Raw genomic sequence first — 18,467 nt, 5'->3', positions numbered from 1 at the left:
GCACATTTTGAGTGGGTGGGGTGGAATTATTTTCGCGGTCCTGAGGGTTTCCCCTTGGGCTCATAAAGAAGCGAGGCGACGCGGGCGACGAGCTGGCGGGCGCTGAAGGGCTTTTTGAGGAATCCGCTGATGCGCTGCTCGTCGAGTTCGCCGCGGCTTTCTTCGTTGCTAAAGCCGCTGGCGACCAGGATGGGCAGGTCGGGCGAGAGCTTGCGCACGGAGCGGATGAGGCCCAGGCCGTCCATGTTGGGCATGACCATGTCGGTGATGAGGGCTTTGATTTTCCCGGAGTGCATGAGGAAGGAGGCGACGCCTTCGACGCCGTCGGTGGCCGAGATGGTTTTCCAGTTGTTCTGTTGCAGGATGCTGCAGATGATTTCGAGGATTTCCGGCTCGTCGTCGACGACCAGGAGGGTTTCGCCGCTGCCGCGGATGATGGCGGGCTGGTCGGCTTTTTCCTTTTTGCGCACGGCGCTGGTGGTGGCGGGGATGTAGACGCGGAAGATGGAGCCTTTGCCGATTTCGGATTCGACTTTCAAGAATCCGCCGTGGCTGCGCACGATGCCGACGGCCGTGGAAAGCCCGAGGCCGGTCCCTTTCCCCGGTTCCTTGGTGGTAAAGAAGGGCTCGAAGATGCGGTCGACGATCTTGGCCGGGATGCCGGTGCCGGTGTCGGTGACGCTGAACTGGACGTAGCGCCCGGGGGTGGCGGAGGGGACCATGTGGGCGAAGGCTTCGTCGACTTCGATATTATCGACGCCGAGGGTGAGCGAACCGCCGCCGGGCATGGCGTCGCGGGCGTTGACGCAGAGGTTGAGGAAGACTTGCTGGAGCTGGGTGGTGTCGCCGCTGATGTTCCAGAGTACGCTGGGGACGTTGAAGCTAAAGATGATGGATTTGGGGAAGATTTCTTTGACCATCTTGGCAATTTCACCGGCCAGTTCGGAGGCGTTGATGACGGTGTGTTTGCCTTTGACGCCGCGCGCGAAGGTGAGGACCTGGTTGACGATGTTGGCGCCGCGCTGGGCGGCCTCTTCGATGCCGGAGACCAGCTGCCGGGCGGGTTCGGAGAGTCGCTGGTCCCGGAGCATCGAGGCCGACATGAGGATGGGCGCGAGGATGTTGTTGAGGTCGTGTGCCATGCCTCCGGCGAGTGCGCCGATGCTTTCCATGCGCTGGACGCGTAGGAATTTCTCCTCCATCTGTTTGCGTTCGGTAATATCCAGCATGGTGGCGACTACGCAGGCGGCGCCGTTGATTTCGATGAGGTCGGCGGAGACGAGGCCGATGAGTTTTTCGCCATTTTTGCGACAGGCGGCGCATTCTTCGTTGACCACTTTGCCGTGGCTCTGGAGCTTGGCGATAAGGGCGTCGATGTCGGCCCCCTCCATGATGGCGAGTTCCCGGAAATGGCGCCCCAGGGCCTCCTGGCGGGTGTAGCCGGAGGCTTCGACGAAGGCGTTGTTGACTTCGATGCAGAGGCCTTCGCCGAGGGTCATGATGACCATGATGGCGGGGGCTGTGTTGAAGGCTTTAAAGAAGCGTTCTTCGGATTCCTTAAGCGCGGCCTCGGTGCGCTTGCGGTCGGTGATGTCCTCCTCGATGGCGAGGAATTGGGTGATGGCTCCGGCTTTGTTGGTGATGGGCGAGATGCTCGCGGACTGCCAGAAGAGTTCGCCGTTTTTCTTGCGGTTATGGAATTCGCCGCGCCACTCCTGGCCGGAGGTGATGGCGTTCCAGAGTTCCTCGTACTTGCCGGGGCCGAGTTCGCCGCTCTTGAGCATGCGGGGGTTGTTGCCGATGACTTCCTCGCGGGCGTAGCCGGTGCTCTCGGTGAATTTCGGGTTGACGTATTGGATGTTACCAAAGATGTCGGTGATGATGACCGAGATGGGGCTCTGCTCGACGACGCGGGAGAGCTGCCGGAGCTGCTGCTCGGCCTGGCGGCGCCAGGAGATGTCGCGCGCGACGACTTGCATGACGGTGCGGCCGCGCAGGACGATGGGCGCGAGGGCCATTTCGGCCATGAACTCGGTGCCGTCGAGCCGTCGGCACATCCACTCGAAGCAGCCGAGCCCGGAGCGGAGCGCCGTTTCGACGAGTTGGGGAACGACCTGGGCCGAGTAGCGCCCGCCGGGCTGGCGGATGGCGGAGAGGTCGCCCAGCTTTCGCTTGAGGAGGTCGGTCTTTTCCGGGCAACGGAACATTTCGAGCGCGGCTTGGTTGCAGTCGAAGTAGGCGCCATCTTCGAAGAGCAGGATGGCGTCGCGCGAGGAGGAAAAGAGGGTGCGGAATTTCTCCTCGCTCTCGCGCACGGCTTCCATGGCTTGCTTGTGGGCGGAGATGTCGACGAAGGTGACGATGACCTGGCGCAGCGTGCCATGGCTGTCGCGTTCGGGGAAGGCGTTGACGTGCAGCCAGAGGGTTCCGGCGGGCAGGGAGATGCCGAGGATGCGGCTTTGGAGCGGCTGGCCCGAGGCGATGACCCATGAGGAGGGGAACTGGCCCGGGGTGAGCGCTTCGCCGCTTTCGTCAAGCAGCTTGAAGCCAAACTCGTCTGGGGTGCGGCCCACGATTGCCTCTCGCGGCTGCCCGAGCAGGCGGGAGACTTCGGAGTTGATCAGGACGACGCGGTCGGCGGAGCTTACGACCATGACGCCCGCGTGAAGGTGGTTGATGAGGAAGCGCAGGTGCTCTTCGCTTTTGACGAGGGCTTCCTGGGTTTTGCGTCTCAGCTCTTCTTCGTCGAGGCGGTCGAGGGCGAAGGAGACGTCCATGGCGACTTCTTCGAGCAGGCGGATTTCCTCATGCTGGAAGTAGTTGACCTCGGCGGAGGCGACGGTGAGCACGCCGCAGATTTCCCGGTGGCGGCGGATGGGCAGACAGATGACGGAGTGCCATTTTTCCCGGGTGGCGCGGTCGTGCCAGGAGACGGTGCGCGGATCGTTTATGTAGTCGTTGGAGACGCAGGTGCTGGCGTCGAGGATGACGCGCTCGACAAGGCCGCCGTTGAGCTCGGAGGCGGTGCCGATCTGGATGTGGAGGCGGTGATCCATCTCCGCGCCTTCCCACGCGACGGGGACGACTTCCCGCTTCTGCGGGTCGTAGCGCCCGACCCAGGCGCGGTTGAACCCGCCGCAGTGGATGAGGATGTTGCAGATTTGCGCGAAGAGTTTTTCGCGCGAAGGGATGCGGACGACGGCCTGGTTGACCTGGCTTAGGACGGAGTAGATGCGGTTGAGGCGGCGGATTTCCCGGTCCTTTTGCTCGCGTTCGGAGATGTCCCGCAGGATGTGTTTGACGCAGCGGCCCTCGGGGTCGGAGTAGCCGACTGACGAGATTTCGACGTCGCGCGAAAGGCCATCGAGCCGGGTCATTTTCCGCAAGGCGACTGAGGCGGCGGGAGGCTGTTCGTTGCCGGAGGGGGGCTCCGCCAGCGCGACGAAGTTCGAGAAATCCTGCCCCAGGAGCTGGGTGGCCTCGGTGGCTCCAAAGAGGGTGGACGCCGCGGGGTTGGCAAAAACAATGCGGCCGCCACGCTCGATGACGACGGCGTCGGGCGAGTTCTCTATGAGCAGGCGGTATTTATGCTCGCTGGCGCGCAGGGATTCGCTAACGCGGCTGAGCCGCAAGGCAAAGCGGTGGATGAGCAGGTAGAGCATCCCGCCCGTGGCCAGGACGAAAAAGAGGGCCTTGGCGACGGGCCAATCCTCCCCAGAAAGCCCGATGCCGATGCGGTTGCCCAGCAGCGTCCAGGCCGCCGCGACTGCCATATAGCAGAGGACGATGACGCGCACACGGAAAGTTGGACCGTGTTCACGCCTGAAAAATCGCCCGATGCTAGGCATACGTTTAACAACCGAAAGCTCGTCATTAGCCGATTACGGCGCCAACGAGTCGCCCCTCTTTCCCCTTTGAGGAAGAGTTTTAGTGACTCGTTGGATGACGATTACCCCCAATGTCCTGCCATACGCGAGGGACAAAGGCAAGTGCGGAATTAGCTCCAAAAGAGGAGGATAGGCAAAACTGGAGAGGATTGAGTAACCCGGTTGCTGGTCGGTTACTGGAATACGATGGGGGTCCAGTTTTCGATCTGGTGAAAATCGACTTTAGCCAGCGCTGCGGTGGAGGAGAGCACGGGGCGGGCGCGGCCTCGGGTGTAGTCGTAGCGGCAGACGGCGACGCGCCACTCGCCGCCCGGCCTGGGAAAGGAGCCGGTGATCTTGGAGGGAATCTCGAAAAAGGCCGACCAGCCTGCCGGGGTGCGGCGGGTTAGGACGCGGGAAACGGGCGCGGCCACGAGGCTGTCGGCCTGGGGGATGCGGGGCTGGTCCACGCGGAAGCGGAGCTGGAGGAGCGAGCCGCCGGGGGTGGAGTGGATTTCGCAGTAACGGGGGTTGCCCAGCGCGTAGGCGAAGACTTCCACGACGTCGCCGCTCTTGTAGGCGGGCTCGTTGAAGCCGGTAACGGGGTTGAAAACGTCGTCGTCCTCCAGCTCGACCTTGACGTAAAAGACGCCTTCGCCGTAGCCGAGCCGGGCGAATGAGGGCCGGAAGGATTCCTCGGGGGTGGTGCGCCAGGGCTGGAGGAGGGGCAGGTCGGGGGCCTGGGCAAAGGCAGCGTCGATATCGGACCACTCCTGAAGCGGGGTGGCTATCGGGAAACAAGGGCAGGAAGTCATCGGAGCGCCCAGTCTCTTATATCTCGGCGTTTCCGTCAACTTGCCTGCGCCATTGATCGAGCACTTCCATGTTTCCCAGGGAGTCTTCCCAGGAAACCAGCGGGGATTCCAGCTCCCCTTCGGCGATCTGTTCGGCTACGTGGTCGGCTTCCAGGGCGTAGAGGCCCCGATCGCACGGGACGACGATTTCCTCCGGGATGTGGCCTTTGAAGACGAGGATTTTGGAAAAGCCGCCCTCGCTGCCATTCATGGTCCACGGGTTGGGCACCAGGATGCTCCCCTCGGAGCCGACCAGGCGCACGTTGTTTTCGAGGTCGAGCTGAACGCCCGCGGCGATCTGGGCCAGGATGCCGCCGGAGAATTTCAGCGAGGCGACGGCGTACTCGTCCACCCCGGTGCTGCCGGTAACGCCGGTGCCTTTGATCTCGGCGGGATCGGCAAAGGCCGCCCCCCGGGCCGCTCCGGCGACGAGCCGGGCCAGTGAGACGCAGTAGCACCCAACGTCCAGGATGCCGCCGCCACCCAGGGCGGGGTCGAAGAGGCGGTGGCGGGGGTCAAAGGGGTGCCAGAAGCTAAATGTGGCGCGGATGAGCTTCAGCTCGCCGACCGCTCGGGCGCGCACCAGCTCGGCCAGCCGCCGCGTCTGGGGATGGCAGCGGTACATGAAGCCCTCCATGAGGAAAACGCGGTGCCGCCGGGCGGCCTCGATGGCGGCGTGAGCTTCGTCGCGGGTCATGGCGAGCGGCTTTTCGCAAAGGACGTGCTTGCCCGCCTCGGCCGCGCGGATGGCCCACTCGGCGTGCAGGCAATGCGGCGTGGAGATGTAGACGGCCTGGACGGCGGGATCGGCGATGAGGGCCTCGTAGCCGACATGGCAGGTGGCGGGGAAATCCCGTGCAAACGTTTCGGCTGCTTCCCGCGAACGGCTGCCGACGGCCACCAGCGTTCCATGGCGGGACTCCATCAACCCTCTGGCAAAACAACGTGCGATGGCGCCGGTGCCGATCACTCCCCACTGAAGTTTCGTGCTCATTGCCGGGATGATACAGGGACGGCGCGCGGAACGAAAGCGCGGGAAGTGGGCAATGATTTCCCGGGGCCCGGGCCGCTCCTCTTTTTTCCCCTTAGCCCTGCTGATTCAGCCAGCCCAGGAGCGGCTCCAGCTCGGCCAGGTCCCCGAGCGTAAAGGGCTCGCCCGAGCGGGGCGTCCCGGTCTCGGCCTCCCAAAAGGCGTCCCGCTGGCCGCAGATGAGCTTGGCCAGTGCCCGGCGCTCCCTGGCCCCTAGAAAAAAAGGGCCGCGGGACTGGCACAAAAGAGTGCCGCTACCGGAGCAATTGCGCCGGGTTTTTACAGGTTTGACTGAGTCTATCATAGTAACTTCCATGTTAATTTTCACCGGGGATGAGCCATGCCTGGCATCCGGTAATCTTGGTTGTTTTTTACAACGGATTTTCCTCTCCAGCGCCACGTGGGGATCTTTTGGCTCTTTTTGGGGCTTTTTGAGGAAAAATTGGGAGTTCTTTCCTATTGACACCCCCGGCCGTCTCTTCTGGCCGGACGGGCACTTCCCCGCGCGCTTTCATCCCGCGCAGAGTTTTTCGATTGACCCCGCGCAGTATGGCTTCCTCCTGCTGCGTTAGCACCACATAGGGGTTGATCAGTTTGACGAGCAATAGTCCGATTTGCTCGTCTGTCAGATGTTGGTTGACCACCTCCAGTACACGGGGCGTGATACGTGGACGGATGATCTCGAAGATTTCCTGGATCATGGATCGCGATTGGTAGGTGTTTCTCAAACCAGACAGCGTCACCCCGGAAGCGCCGCAAGAGGTTGCCGCTTGGGCCGTTTCAAGAATACATTCCTCTCTCGCTCAAGAGAAACACGCCCTGAGAATAAAGCAATCCGCGGTCGGGCATTCCGCGCGAAGTCGCCAACAGTCTTTCAACTGAGTGCTAAACGGTCTTTTTCTTCCGCACGGGGCGCTTGCGCTGCTCGAAAGCGCGCCGGGCCAGGGCGTCGAGGTCCAGGCCCACGGGGTCGCCCGCCTCGTCGAGGGTGAACTCCATTTTCTCCGCGATGGCTTCCAAAATGAACCGGGTCAGCGTGGTGTCGGTCACCTTGGTCACAATGCCCAGGGCGGTATAGATATCCTTGTGCATCCAAAAGGAGGCCAATGCTTTGTTGGAGTTACGAACGCCGGGCATGGAGGCATGTATTACACCACGCAAGGGTGTGGATCAATGGATTTATGCGCGGCGGGCTCGGCAAACATTTCCCGTTAGCATTTCTGCGATTGGTGCCTAAACTAGCCCCTTCTCTCTCCCATGCCGAACCCGTCGATCTCCCAAGCTTTTGTCCTCGGAGCGGGCCTCGGGACGCGCCTCAAGGGGCTGACCCTGCGCCGTCCCAAGCCGCTGATTCCGGTGGCTGGTCGCCCCCTCATTGCCCACGCCTTCGATCACCTGCTGGAGGCGGGGGTGCGGCGGCTGGTGGTTAATACGCACCATTGCGCGCCGGTTTACGACCGGTATTTCTCCTCTCACTATAAAGAGGCCTCGCTCACGTTCCGGCACGAGCCTGACTTGCTCGAAACCGGCGGCGGCATCAAGAACGTCGAGGACCTGCTCGGCGGTGGGCCCTTTATCGTCTACAATGGCGACATTCTGACCACGCTCCCGCTGGAAGCGGCGCTAGCGCATCATTTCTCCAGCGGCAACGAAGTGACCCTGGTTCTGCGCAGCCACGGCGGGCGGCTTGATATTGCGTTCGATCCGCTCACGGGACACATCCCGGATATCGGCTTTCGGCTCGGACGCACGGCGAATTCCCACGTCTTTACCGGGATATATCTCGTCGACCCAACGTTTTTCCATCGGCTGAAACTGGAAAAAGTTTCCGTGATTCCCAGCTTTCTCGCCATGGCCGCCAACGGCACCCTTGGGGGGATTGTCGTGGACGCAGGGGACTGGTGGGAACTCGGCACGAGGGAGAAATACCTCGGCGTGCACCACGATCTGAGAGCCGCCGACCCCAGCACCTCGTGGGTCCACCCCGAGGCGCGGATCGACCCGACAGCGCGGCTCACGGGAGCCACCTACGTCGGGGCGGGATCAAAAATCGGCGCCCACGCGCAATTGCACGATTGCGTTCTTTGGGAAGGCGCGCACATTGCTCCCCAAACTTGCCTGACCCGCTGCATCGTCACCGAAAACCAGACCGCTTGCGGCACCCACACCGACACCGATTTCTAAAACAGCCCGTTTCTCTCCCCGATGATTCCCGACATCCTCCTCGATCAGACCGCCGCCCGCTTCCCGAAATTCTTTCGCGACCGCATTCGCATCGAACCGCTGGAAAAAGGAGGCTCGGATCGCAAGTACTACCGGATAGCACTAAGTGGCGAGGGTTCCCTCATCCTGGTCAAATACGGCAGCCAGCGGGAGGAGAACCGGCACTATTGCGACATCGCGGCCTTTCTGCGCTCGATCGGCGTGCGGGTACCGGAGATTTTTCACCACGACACGCAGGAAGGGCTCATCTGGATGGAGGACCTGGGCGGCGACGACCTCTGGCAATTCCGCGACGAGCCGTGGAGCGAGCGCAAGCCGCTTTACCGCAGCGCGCTGCGCCAGGTGGTGCGTCTCCACACGCGCGGCCACCGGGTGACGGGGGACGTGCTGCCGCGTTTCGAGATCGCCTTTGACGCCGATCTTTACCGCTGGGAGCAGCATTACTTTTTCGAAAACTGCGCGGGGCGCTACTTCGGCGTACCGCCCGCGGTGATCGAGCTGGGCTGCGGCCGGGCCCGGCTGGAGGAGATCGCCCAGCGGCTGGCGGCGCTACCGCGCGTGCTGGTGCACCGCGATTTCCAGTCGCAGAACATCATGATCCTCAACGGCCAAGCCTGCCTCATCGACTTCCAGGGAATGCGCCCCGGGCTGGCGGCCTACGACCTGGCCTCGCTGATCTATGACCCCTACGTGACCCTCTCGGACGAAGAGCGCGCGGAACTGCTCGACGAAGCGGAGGCACTTTACGCCGAAGAGGGCGAGCCGGTAACGGACGACTTCCGGGAACTCTGCGACCTCTGCGCGCTGCAACGGCTGATGCAGGCGCTCGGGGCCTACGGCTTCCTGGGCCTGGTCAAGGAGCACCCGCATTTCCTGGGCCACATCCCCCCCGCCCTGGCCTCGCTGCGCAAGGTGGCGGCCCGGATCGACGGCCTGGAAGTTTTTTCCCGGCTGCTGGAGCGGTTGGAGGTTAAAGAGTAGGGATTTACATAGAGGACACGGCGAGCACGGAGGTCACAGAGACAGACAGACCCAAAAACTTCCCTCCGTGTCCTTCGTGATAATCCCCTCCCCCGGTAAATTCTGTTTTCCGGCTTGAATCCTGGCGGCGACTTATTTGCAATACCCCGCGCATGTCCGATCCATCTTCTTCCCCGGCCACCCCGAAGCCGTTTCCCTGGGCGAAGGCAACCCAGTGGGCCATCGTAGCGCTCGCCCTGGTGCTGCGGCTGCTGTGGCTGCGCATGAAGCCGCCCCATTTCGACGAAGGCGTCAACGGCTGGTTCGTAGACCAGATGCGCCTCCACGGCTACTACAGCTACGACCCGACGAACTACCACGGGCCGTTCCATTTCTACATCCTCTTTCTCTCCCAAACGCTGCTCGGGCGCGACATCCTCTCCCTGCGGCTGCCGCTGGTCTTGATCAACACGGCCACCGTCTGGCTCATTTTCCAATTCCGGCGCTTCCTGCCCTGGCGGGCGTGTGCCTGGGCGGCCCTGGCCTTTGCGGTCTCGCCGGGCATGATGTTCTACTCCCGCTACGCGATCCACGAGTCATGGCTGGTCTTTGGGATGATCCTCGGCCTGTGGGGCGCGGCGGAGCTCTGGACGCGCGGTACGGCACGCGGCTTGTGGACAGCGGCGCTCGGCGCGACGCTGATGATCCTTAACAAAGAGACGCACATCATCCACTTCGCGGCGTTCGCGCTGGCCATTCCCACGCTGGCGCTCCTGGAACGCTTCGCCCCCTCCGCGCCAGAGGGCGTCCCCGCGCATCCGGCGGCGCGGCAGTGGAGCCGGAAAATCCTCCTGGACGCGGCCATCGGCTGCCTCTTTCTGCTGGTGTTTTTTTACTCCGGCGGCTTCCTCGATCCCGCGCCGTGGAAAAAGCTGGCGGGCAATTTCTTCACCGCCTTCATGGCCTGGGGCCATACCGGGGTGAAGGACGAGGGGCATGGCAAAGTCTGGTATTACTGGATACAGCTCATCGTCCGTTACGAATGGCCCGTCCTGCTGGGGCTGCTCTGGAGCGTGCGGGCGCTTTGGCCCGGGATGAACCGCCTGGCGCGCTTCACCGCCATCTACGGCTGCGGCGTGCTTGTCGGCTACAGCCTGGTGCCCTACAAGACGCCATGGTGCATCATCTCGCTCATCTGGCCGTTTTTCTTTGTCTTCGGCGCAGCGGTAGACGAGGCCCTCTCCCGGGCCTGGGGGGCGCGCTGGAGCACGTCGCTGGCAGCCGCGGGCGTGATCGCCGGTTCGTTTGCGGTTTCCGCCGACCTGAATTACCGTCATCCGACCGTGGAGCCGGGAAGCGTCGCGGAGCTTAATCTCTGCCCGGAATCCGTGAAGCTCCCGTCCGCGTGCCTCAAGGCGCTCTCGCTCCCCTCCTATGTGTACGTCCAGACGGACAACGACTATTTCAAACTGATGAAGCCGCTCAAACAACTCGCGGCAGCCGACCCTCGGGCGCTTCATCTGCCGATCCACATCCTGCTCTCCAGCTACCATCCGCTCCCCTGGGCGCTGGGGGACTTTACCGACGTGGGCTATTACGACAAAGGAGCCCCGGAGGAAACCGACGCGGCGGTGATCGTCGCCGAGAGCGGCCAAATCCCCAAACTGGAGGCGGGGCTCAAAGGGGCGTATTTCGTCGTCCCCTTCCAGCTTCGCGACGCGATGGACGGCGGGCGCGTTTACTTTAGCGTGGCCCACTTTGCCCAGGTCTTCCCGGGCCGGACGCCCGAATTCACCCCCCACCCTTCGGCCTCTCCCGTGGATGCCACCGAGCGTCCACCCGTACCGGTCGGCCCCTCCGCGCAATGAAAGCGGTTGTTTCAGGTCTCGTGGCCGTGTGCGTGGCCGCGCTCGCGGGATTGCTTGCGGGCGGCCACGGGCTCGACGCGCACTTCTCCGCCGTGGCGCTGGCGCTCGGGGCGCTGGCAGGCGCGGGCGCGTGGGCCTCGCTCAAAGGGCTGCCCGCAGGGAAACCGTTTCGCGGCTGGGCGGCATGGGCGATGGGGATCGCGTTCGCGCTTTTCGCAGCGCGGGCCTTCTGCTGGCTGATTTTCAACAACGACGAAAACATCTCCTTCCTTTCGCCGAATAACCTGGGCGACCTCTCGCTGCACCTGACGTACATCAACTACTTTGCCAACGGCGCACCGCTCTGGCCCGCGAACCCGATCTTTTCCTCCGCCGCGCTGCACTACCCCTTTGGCGTCGATCTCTTTAACGCCCTACTGGTCTCCACCGGGCTCGACCTCCAGCGCGGGCTCGTCTGGACGGGCCTGCTGGCCGCCCTCGCCACGGCCATCGCGCTCTGGCGCTGGTGCGGGGCGTTCGCCCTGGCAGCGTTTTTGTTCAATGGCGGGCTGGCGGTGCTCCTAAGCCTGCCGCATCCCGATATCAGCGCCGCGCAGGAGCATCTGGACTGGAAGAGCATCCCGCTCGCCTTGTTCGTAACGCAGCGCGGGCTGCTCTACGCGATCCCCGCCGGGCTGGCGCTTTTGTGGAGCTGGCGCGAACGGTTTTTCCGGGCCTCGCGCGGCCTGCCATTCTGGATCGAGGCGCTGCTTTACGCCACGATGCCGTTTTTCCACCTGCACACGTTCCTGTTCCTTTCGGCGATGCTGGGAGCCTGGATGTTCGTTCCAGCGGCAGCAGGGAGGCCCGCGCCCCGGAAGGAAATCTTCAAGCTCGTGGCGACGGCGCTCCTTCCGGCAACATGGCTGGTATTTAAAGTAACCGGCTTCGGGCAAAGCGGCGGGGCCATCCATCTCAGCGCGGGCTGGATCGGCAAGGACCTCTCGCTGCTCGACGCGACGATGCAGAATTTCGGCGTGCTGCCGTTCCTGCTGCTGGGGACGCTGGGGTGGCTCTGGCTACGGCGCCAAGAGCCGGAAATGCTGGAGCACGCGGCCTTTATGCTCCCGGCGCTGGCGGTATTTGCCATCGCCTGTTACGTGATCTTCGCGCCGTGGGAGTGGGACAATACCAAGCTCATGATTTGGTGTTATTTTGCCATACTCCCCGCGCTTGACGCCCTGCTGGAAAAGCAAGGGAGCGCGGCATTGCGGGCGTTGGCCTGCGTGGCGCTCTTTGCCTCGGGCGCGCTGACGCTGGCCGCCGGGCTGAGCGCCAGGAACCAAGGCTACGCCCTCGCCGACCGGACGGAACTCGACTCTCTGCGACCCCAGCTGCGGCGCATCCCGGTCACGGCAACCTTTGCCTGCCTGCCGACCTACAATCACCCGCTGCTCGTGCTCGGGCACAAGGCGGTGGCCGGTTACGAAGGGCATCTCTTCAGCCACGGCATCGCCTACCGCCCGAATTTCGACGCGCTGGAGCGCCTCCTGCGGGCGGAGCCGGGCTGGGCCGCGCGCGCCCGGCAACTCGGCGCGGATTACCTTTTCTGGGGACCGCGCGAGCGCGAGAAATACGGCACGGGCAATGGCGACCCGTGGCGGGACCGCCTCCCGGTAGCCGCCGCCGGGAGCTGGGGCGTGATCTACGACCTGCGCGGCGCGGTGGAAAGCGAGATCGAATAGCGAACCGGAGCATTCCGCTCAAGTCCCGGCCCCCTCGCCCTTATTTCACCGGCCCCTATTTCACCACCAGCTTAAAGGCAGCCTTCTGGCCGGTGCTGGAAATCCCAGCCGCCTTGCCTTCGTCTTTGATTTTGTTGGCGATGGAGGCGGGCGAAGCGCCCAGCTTGGCGGCAACGGTGCGGTAATTGGTCGCCCCGCCTTTGATGGCGTCCACGATCTGCCCGATGGTCACGCGCGTGCGGTGACGGCGTCCGGAGGCCGGTTTTTCGCCGACCTCGCCGGAGAGCTTTTCAATCTGGGCCTGGAGATCGACCACCTGGGACTTGGCCTCGGCCAGCTTAACCTTCAGCTCAAGCACGGCGCGGTGCTTGAGCTGCTCGATCTGCCGTTGGAGGTCTTCGATCTGGTCGGTGGCGTTGGAGGAAGTAGCGGATGGTGTGTTTGACATAAACAGAAGGTTCTTATAGGAACGGATTTAATAGGGAAAGCCTTAGTGGTGCCAATGTCCCCCGCCCCGGATGACCACGACCCCGCTCGGACCGTAATAGTACGGGTAGGGACGCCACGGGTAATACGGATCGTAGTAATAGGGCGCCGGGCCGTAGTAGCGGGGGCTGTAAACGCGCGGGCCGAACATCGACTCCGTCTGCGAGAGGTAGCCGATGAGCTCCTGGGAGACCCTGGCTTGGTTCAACCGCGTGAGCGCCGGTTTATCCAGCACGTAAATGGCGCGGGTGGAATAGAGGTAATTAATGATCAATTGCGGCGGGACGTTCCGCTGGGATAGCTCGATAATGTCGCTGAGCGTGAGGATATCCCCGCGAACCATCCGGTCGTAAACCGCCGGGTTGACATTGTGCGCGACGAGCGTGTTGCGCTCGGTCCGGCTGATATGGGCGCATCCGACAAGAAGCGCCAGGGCAAGCACCGGCGCAATCAAACGAATAGGTTTCATCTGGGCTCCATGGGATAAGCTATTGTCCGGTCAGCTTCAATACCAATTCGCAAAGGTCCTACGGATTAGATGCTTTGCGAATCGCCTCAAAAAACCGGGGCATGGCCGCCGCATCGCCTTCGAAAAGGAGTAGATAGCCGTTGTCGTCATCCCGCGTGGCCCCCACCGCCCAGTCGTCTTCCTGGAAGAAACGCCAGCTGGTGCCGGGGTTGAAGGAGGTCTTTTTCAGGTCCGCAAGATGGAACACCAGCAGCCGGGCATTGCTGGCAGCCAGCTCCACCTCGGCAATCGCCAGGCCGTTATAGCGGAATAAACGTCCCCCCACCGCCCGGGCTTTTTCCAGCTCGGAGGGGACGCCGAACCCGGCGAAGCCTTTCAGCACGAACCAGTCGTCCAAGTCCCCCGCCGGGGTGGCGGCAAAGGGCTCGTACTCGACCTCGGTACCCGAATGTTCCACGATTTCCTCGGCGGTCTCCCGTCCCGGGAAATCGGCCGAGCGCGCCTGGACGATATAGATGACCGTGCCGAGCACGACCAGGGTGGCCAGTACAATGGCCAACACGGCAGGCTGAAAGAGGAGCACCCGCAGGCGAGGCCGCTCCGGAGCCGCCGGGACCAGTTCGAGAACCGGCGCGGGGACTTCCAGAAAGCCGACATCGGCATAAAGCAGGGCATCCGCCTCGGCTTGAGCGGCCAGCTCGGGGCTCTCCCCGGCGGCGGCCACGGCCTTGGCAACCTTCGGGCGATCCCCACCCCACGGGCGATGTTCGCGCAAGAGCGGTTTTTCAGGGAAAACGGCGGCGGGGGCCAGCGCCTGGCGGGCCGAGGCAATGGCCTTGATAAAAACGGGAAGCTTCAGATGGAGCAGCTCGGCCATGGTTTCCACGGGCGTCTCCGGCTCCAGGCAAAGAAAGAGGGCCAGCGCACAACGGTCGCGCTCGGGAAGGGCGGCGACACGGTCCGAGACGCCCGCCGCATCCAGATCAACCGGTCCGGCCGGGTGCTCCTCGCGCCATTTCGCCGCCACGGCGCGGATTTGCCGAATCAAAAGCGCCCGGCGGCGGGCACGGCTGCGCAGTTGGCCCAGCGCCTCCGAGCATTCAGCCAGCGCCTGGCGCAGCACCGCCTCGGCCGCCACGGCGCTCCCCGTCAGGAGCAGGGCAAAGCGATAGCCAAGCCCCTTGGATTGCAAAGAGGGCGTCGAAGGTGGTTCAGGAACAGTGTTTTCCACAGCGTGGCAAGCCTAGCAGGCTCTTCGAATAATGAAAGAACAGACCGTCCATTTTGGCGGGAGCCGGGGCCCACCGGGGGCAATCCAGAGGACCTTCCCCGATGGATCGTACGCATTGACCCTCGACAGTCTAAAAAATCCATGAAATGTTGTACCTTTCCCCTTCGTCCCGGGAGGCCGAAGGGAGTGACGCCCAATCTGTGAAACCAGCCCAACACATCCTCTTCGTCTGCACCGGAAATATCTGCCGCAGCCCCATGGCCGAGGCCCTCTTCCGGAACGCCGTGCAGGACCTGGATGGCAACATCGAAGTCGCCTCCGCGGGCATCAGCGCCGCCCCGGGCTTCCCCGCCAGCGTCAATTCAGCCTCCGCCCTGCGCCCCCTGGGCCTCTCCCTTTCCAAATTCCGCAGCCAGCCGCTCACCGAAGCCCTGGTCGAAGAGGCCGATTACATTTTCGCCATGACGCGCGGGCACCTGGACGTCATCCTGACGTTCTTCCCCGAGGCCGCCGACAAAGCCTTTCTCCTCACCGAATTCATGCCCGGCCCGCAGCGGCGCTCGGATATCCCCGACCCCATCGGCCAGAGCGTGGATGTCTATATGCGATGCCGCGACAGGATCAAAGCCGCCATCCCGAGCATTCTCTCCCACATTCAAAAAACCAAGCAAATGCCTCAGCCCATGACCACACCCGCCACCAGCCCAACGTCCCGGATCGCGATCGCCGCGGATCACGGTGGATTCGAATTGAAAACGGCCCTCCATGCCTACCTCACCGAGAAGGGCTTTCCCGTTGCCGATTTCGGCGTTTTCACCCCCGAGTCGGTCGATTACCCTGATTTCGCCGCCCAGGTAGCCAACGAAATCATCGCCAACAAGGCCGATTTCGGCATTCTCGTTTGCACCAGCGGCATCGGCATGAGCATCGCCGCCAACCGCTTTCCCCAGATTCGCGCCGCGCTCGTCGACACCCCCGAGGAAGCCACCATCACCCGCCAGCACAACAACGCCAACGTGCTCTGCCTCGCTGCCAAGAACGCCAAGCTCGAAGCGGTGAAAAAGACCGTCGACGCCTTCCTTTCCACGAAATTCGAGGGCGGCAACCGCCATGAGCGCCGCGTCAGCAAGCTCGGCCACGTGGGCGAGGAATTCCAGCCCGGCGGCAGCATCGCCAAGGTCGATCCCGAACTGGCCGAAGCCATCGCCAAGGAAGCCAAGCGCCAGGACGAGAGCATCGAGCTCATCGCCTCCGAAAACTTCACCAGCCGCGCCGTGATGGAAGCCCAGGGCTCGTGTCTGACCAATAAATACGCGGAAGGCTACCCGGCCAAGCGCTGGTACGGCGGCTGCGAGAACGTCGACGTCGTCGAACAGCTCGCCATCGACCGCGCCAAGGCCCTCTTTGGCGCCGATCACGCCAACGTCCAGCCCCACTCGGGCAGCCAGGCCAACATGGCCGTCTATTTCTCCGTGCTCAAGCCGGGCGACCGCATCCTGGCCATGAACCTGGCCCACGGCGGCCACCTCACCCACGGCCACAGCGCCAACTTCTCCGGCAAATTCTTCGAAGTCGCCGCCTACGGCGTGAACCCCGAGACGGAGACGATCGACTACGACGCCCTGGCCGCCCAGGCCCTCGAATTCAAGCCGAAGATGCTCGTCGCGGGCGCCTCGGCCTACCCGCGCGTGTTTGATTTCCAGCGTCTGCGGGAGATCGCCGACTCCGTGGGCGCCTACCTTTTCGTCGACATGGCCCACATCGCGGGGCTCGTCGCCGGGGGCCAGCACCCGAGCCCGGTGCCGTTCGCCGATTTCGTCACCACGACCACCCACAAGAGCCTGCGCGGACCGCGCGGCGGCATCATCCTGTGTAAGGAAAAATACGCCAAGGCCGTCGATTCCCAGGTATTCCCGGGCATCCAGGGCGGGCCGCTCATGCATGTGGTGGCCGGCAAGGCCATCTGCCTCTATGAAGCGCTGCAACCGAGCTTCAAGACCTACGCACAGCAGATCGTCCTCAACGCCAAGGCGCTTGCGGCCCAGCTGATCCACCACGGCTACCGGATCGTCTCCGGCGGCACGGACAACCACCTCATGCTGGTGGACCTCCGTCCGAAGGGCATCAACGGCAAAGTGGCCAGCGAGACGCTCGACAAAGCGGGCATCACGGTGAACAAGAACGGCATCCCGTTTGACACCGAGAAAATCTCGCTCACGGGCGGCATCCGCATCGGCACCCCGGCGATCACGACGCGCGGCATGAAGGAAGAGCAGATGATGCAGATCGCTGACTTCATCCACGAAGCCCTCACCCACAAGGATGACGAGGCCGCGCTGGCGAAGATCCGCGCTCAGGTGCACGAGCTGACCCGGCACTACCCGCTGCCGCGCTAGGCGTTTCGGCAGATCAGTTTACAAAGAAGGCGGGCTGGAAACGGCCCGCCTTTTTTGTGCCCGGAAAGGGCGCTGGGTGGCAATGGAATTGAGGGAGCAGGGGCGTGCCCAAATGGAGTTTGGGCACAAGGGGGGGAATCGGTATGAATGGAATTTGGGCGGAGGCCTTTTCAGGGCGTGAAAACAAAAAAAGCCCGGCATCGCTGCCGGGCTTCGTGAGGTTGATGGACGGGACGCGTTTTACAAACCGGCGTCTTCGTCGAGCTTCGCTTTGACGGCGGTCTCGATCTCTTCGTACAGCGCGGGATCGGCTTTGAGGGCTTCCTTGGCGGCGTCACGGCCCTGGGCCAGTTGCGCGCCTTTGTAGCTCATCCACGAACCGCGTTTTTCGAGGATTCCCTTTTCCAACGCGAGGTCGAGCAGCGAGCCAACGCTAGAGATGCCTTCGTTGTACATGATGTCGAACTCGCACTCGGTGAAGGGCGGGGCGACTTTGTTTTTGGCGATTTTCAGCTTGGTGCGGTTGCCGGTGACGGTGCCGTCGCCCTGCTTGATGGCTCCGATGCGGCGGATGTCGCAGCGAACGCTGGCGTAGAATTTAAGGGCCTTGCCGCCCGGGGTGGTCTCCGGGTTGCCAAACATGACGCCGATCTTCTCGCGGATCTGGTTGGTGAAGATGCAGGTGGTGCGGGCTTTGGAGATGAGCGAGGTCAGCTTGCGGAGCGCGGCGCTCATGAGGCGGGCCTGGGCACCGACGGTGGAGTCGCCGATTTCGCCTTCGAGTTCCTGTTTGGTAACGAGCGCGGCCACGGAGTCGATGACGATGATGTCGAGCGCGTTGGAGCGCACGAGCGTTTCGCAAATCCGGAGCGCTTCCTCACCGCTGCTGGGCTGGGAAACGAGGAGGTCGTCGACGTTAACGCCGAGCTTGCGGGCGTAGACGGGGTCCAGGGCGTGTTCGACGTCGATGAAGGCGGCGAGGCCACCCCGCTTCTGGGCCTGAGCGACGACGGTAAGGGTGAGGGTGGTTTTACCGGAGGATTCCGGGCCGTAAATCTCGACGACGCGGCCGCGGGGGAATCCGCCGACGCCGAGGGCGCGGTCGATCAGGATGTTGCCCGAGGGGATGACTTCGACTTCCATCGAGGTCTTGTCGCCCAGGCGCATGATGGCGCCGGTGCCGTAGTCTTTCTCGATCTGCTGGATGGCCAGGTCGAGGTTCTTGTTGCGGGCGGCGAGCTGTTTGTCTTCAACGGGAGCTTCGGTCTTGGCCATAAATTTTTGGGGATCGGTTGGGAGTGGGGTGTACTTCGCAGAGCCGGGGCGTTTGGAAAGCCCCGGCCCGTTTACGTTTTTCGCG

15 protein-coding genes are annotated in these 18,467 nt (G+C 63.2%); 5 read left to right on the top strand and 10 right to left on the bottom strand.

Annotation, left to right across the window (positions count from 1 at the left end):
* Positions 1-26: 26 nt before the first annotated feature.
* The 6 genes from B2828_RS08225 to B2828_RS08200 all read right to left on the bottom strand — a co-directional run bounded on the left by B2828_RS08225 (position 27) and on the right by B2828_RS08200 (position 6,887).
* Positions 27-3,797 (bottom strand): hybrid sensor histidine kinase/response regulator, encoded by a 3,771-nt coding sequence (locus tag B2828_RS08225; RefSeq protein ID WP_479633234.1) that lies wholly within the window; start codon positions 3,795-3,797, stop codon positions 27-29.
* A 263-nt stretch (positions 3,798-4,060) separates the two neighbouring features.
* Entirely contained in the window at positions 4,061-4,681 is a 621-nt protein-coding gene (locus tag B2828_RS08220) for a DOMON domain-containing protein (RefSeq protein WP_479633233.1), read from the bottom strand.
* Between the two features lie 16 nt (positions 4,682-4,697).
* Positions 4,698-5,714 carry a Gfo/Idh/MocA family protein gene (locus B2828_RS08215; protein WP_479633232.1) on the bottom strand — a complete coding sequence of 339 codons (1,017 nt, stop codon included), beginning with the start codon at positions 5,712-5,714 and terminating at the stop codon, positions 4,698-4,700.
* A gap of 91 nt (positions 5,715-5,805) precedes the next feature.
* Positions 5,806-5,994 (bottom strand): hypothetical protein, encoded by a 189-nt coding sequence (locus B2828_RS08210; RefSeq protein WP_479633231.1) that lies wholly within the window; start codon positions 5,992-5,994, stop codon positions 5,806-5,808.
* 127 nt (positions 5,995-6,121) lie between these two features.
* Positions 6,122-6,451: a hypothetical protein gene (locus B2828_RS08205; protein WP_479633230.1), complete on the bottom strand. Its 330-nt coding sequence runs from the start codon at positions 6,449-6,451 to the stop codon at positions 6,122-6,124.
* 184 nt (positions 6,452-6,635) lie between these two features.
* A complete protein-coding gene (locus B2828_RS08200; RefSeq protein WP_479633229.1) occupies positions 6,636-6,887 on the bottom strand; it encodes a hypothetical protein in 252 nt (83 codons plus the stop codon).
* Between the two features lie 120 nt (positions 6,888-7,007).
* On the opposite strand from B2828_RS08200, the gene B2828_RS08195 reads away from it, so the two are divergent.
* The 4 genes from B2828_RS08195 (at position 7,008) to B2828_RS08180 (ending at position 12,525) form a co-directional block, all read left to right on the top strand.
* A complete protein-coding gene (locus B2828_RS08195) occupies positions 7,008-7,934 on the top strand; it encodes a nucleotidyltransferase family protein (protein ID WP_479633228.1) in 927 nt (308 codons plus the stop codon).
* Between the two features lie 21 nt (positions 7,935-7,955).
* The gene (locus tag B2828_RS08190) at positions 7,956-8,954 is read left to right on the top strand and encodes an aminoglycoside phosphotransferase family protein (RefSeq protein ID WP_479633227.1); all 999 of its coding nucleotides are present in this window, start codon (positions 7,956-7,958) and stop codon (positions 8,952-8,954) included.
* A gap of 152 nt (positions 8,955-9,106) precedes the next feature.
* Entirely contained in the window at positions 9,107-10,801 is a 1,695-nt protein-coding gene (locus tag B2828_RS08185) for a flippase activity-associated protein Agl23 (RefSeq protein ID WP_479633226.1), read from the top strand.
* Positions 10,798-12,525, top strand: coding sequence for a hypothetical protein (locus tag B2828_RS08180; protein WP_479633225.1), 1,728 nt, complete (start codon positions 10,798-10,800; stop codon positions 12,523-12,525). Before B2828_RS08185 ends, B2828_RS08180 begins: the two co-directional genes overlap by 4 nt.
* A gap of 55 nt (positions 12,526-12,580) precedes the next feature.
* On the opposite strand, the gene B2828_RS08175 is transcribed toward B2828_RS08180, so the two are convergent.
* From B2828_RS08175 to B2828_RS08165, 3 genes are read right to left on the bottom strand one after another with little or no spacing between them, the layout of a single operon-like run.
* Positions 12,581-12,973 (bottom strand): hypothetical protein, encoded by a 393-nt coding sequence (locus B2828_RS08175; RefSeq protein ID WP_479633224.1) that lies wholly within the window; start codon positions 12,971-12,973, stop codon positions 12,581-12,583.
* A gap of 42 nt (positions 12,974-13,015) precedes the next feature.
* The gene (locus B2828_RS08170; RefSeq protein WP_479633223.1) at positions 13,016-13,480 is read right to left on the bottom strand and encodes a hypothetical protein; all 465 of its coding nucleotides are present in this window, start codon (positions 13,478-13,480) and stop codon (positions 13,016-13,018) included.
* A gap of 58 nt (positions 13,481-13,538) precedes the next feature.
* A complete protein-coding gene (locus tag B2828_RS08165; protein ID WP_479633222.1) occupies positions 13,539-14,672 on the bottom strand; it encodes a hypothetical protein in 1,134 nt (377 codons plus the stop codon).
* Positions 14,673-14,911: 239 nt separating this feature from the next.
* On the opposite strand from B2828_RS08165, the gene rpiB reads away from it, so the two are divergent.
* On the top strand, positions 14,912-17,107 hold the full coding sequence (rpiB, locus tag B2828_RS08160; RefSeq protein ID WP_479633221.1) for a ribose 5-phosphate isomerase B: 2,196 nt from the start codon (positions 14,912-14,914) through the stop codon (positions 17,105-17,107).
* Between the two features lie 240 nt (positions 17,108-17,347).
* On the opposite strand, the gene recA is transcribed toward rpiB, so the two are convergent.
* The gene (gene recA / locus B2828_RS08155) at positions 17,348-18,382 is read right to left on the bottom strand and encodes a recombinase RecA (protein ID WP_479633220.1); all 1,035 of its coding nucleotides are present in this window, start codon (positions 18,380-18,382) and stop codon (positions 17,348-17,350) included.
* Between the last annotated feature and the right edge of the window lie 85 nt (positions 18,383-18,467).

The sequence above is a fragment of the Spartobacteria bacterium UBA695 genome (assembly GCA_002298145.1).
Taxonomy (GTDB): Bacteria; Verrucomicrobiota; Verrucomicrobiia; order Chthoniobacterales; family Chthoniobacteraceae; genus UBA695.
The sequence above is the reverse complement of the archived record's forward strand: the minus strand, read 5'-3'. Positions and strand labels throughout refer to the sequence as shown.